The sequence below is a fragment of the Endozoicomonas sp. SESOKO4 genome (genome assembly GCF_024606275.1).
Genome location: NZ_JAHHPS010000042.1, coordinates 1 through 1386, shown reverse-complemented (window position 1 = coordinate 1386; position 1386 = coordinate 1). Strand labels below are relative to the sequence as shown.

The following is a 1386-nucleotide window of genomic DNA, read 5'->3' as shown; positions in this document are numbered from 1 at the left end:
ATCCATGACAAAAGCGGCCCTGGCCATGTAGCCTGAATCCTCGATTACCGAAAGGAACAGGAACAGAAAAGCAATCACCGGAATGAAGGTTGAGACAGTCTGAATACCGCTACCAAGACCTTTGGCCAACAGTGCAGTGAGCCAGTCCGGCGCGCCGATATTTTCAAGCAGATGGCTCACACCATCGACAAAGATAGTGCCTGAAAGAATGTCAAAAAAGTCTATAAAAGTACTACCTATGTTCACTGAGAACATAAACATCAGATACATAACCCCGAAAAAGATCGGCAAACCCAACAATCGATTTAGAACAATGCGGTCGATGCGCTCAGTGAGACCACGACTCACAGTATCCGAAGTTTTGACAGTATCCTGCATGATGAGGCTGATGGTTTCGTAGCGACCGTTTGCCACTATGATATCCATCTCTGCATCATAGGTAGCTTCAAGTTGCAATCGCGCTTCTGCCGCCCTGTCCATCAGACCCTGAGAAACCTGATCGACAAAACCAGCCTCGCCTTCCAGTAATTTAAGTGATACCCAGCGAGCGATTGAGGAGTCTTCAATCTCGTTGGCAACAGACTCCCGCAGGTAAGAAACAGCCTTTTCCAGAGATTTTCCCAGAGATTGCGGTTTAGCCGGTTCAATTCCGTAGATAAAGCATTGATGAATCAGCTCTTTGAGACCGACAGTTCCTTTATCTCTGGAGGCCACCATGGTGTGAACAGGACTACCTAGCTGTTGGGACAGTTTTTCAGCATTGATCTTAAGGCCTTTATCTTTGGCAACATCGATCATATTGAGAACGACAATGACTGGCAGACCCATGTCCAACAACTGCGTAGTCAGATAAAGGTTACGTTCAATGTTTGAAGCATCGACAACGTTAACAATCAACCGGGCTTCACGGGCAAGGATAAAGTCGCGGGCAATGCGTTCATCCATCGACACCTGATCGTCGACCACATCCAGACAATAGGTACCCGGCAGATCAACTACCTCAACGGACTGATTGTTATGCTGATAACGGCCACTGCGTTTTTCTACGGTAACACCAGGCCAGTTACCCACATGCTGACTCGCACCCGTCAAAACGTTAAAAATAGTGGTTTTGCCGCAATTGGGGTTGCCAACAATCGCAAATACATGCTCCTTCATAGACGGACCACTTCAACGGCTACCGCTTCGTGTCGACGCAGACTGAGTTGAAATCCGCGAACCTGAAGCTGAACAGGATCACCGAGAGGCGCTACTCTGCATACTCTAAAACAGGTCCCGGGCGTGAGCCCCATGGCCAGAAGCTTACGACGATAGGCTGAGCCTGATTTTCTGAAAGCAGAGACCCGGGCCTTATCTCCTGTCTGAAGATCCCCCAAAGTGACCGTC

The 1386-nt window shown here is 48.6% G+C and carries 2 protein-coding genes; both read right to left on the bottom strand.

Annotation, left to right across the window (positions count from 1 at the left end):
* Positions 1-1158 (bottom strand): ferrous iron transport protein B (feoB, locus tag KDK16_RS00675; protein ID WP_257274237.1); only part of this gene is annotated, 1158 nt, incomplete at its 3' end.
* On the bottom strand, positions 1155-1386 hold a 232-nt coding region (locus KDK16_RS00670), incomplete at its 5' end, for a FeoA family protein (RefSeq protein ID WP_257274236.1). The genes feoB and KDK16_RS00670, both read right to left, overlap by 4 nt.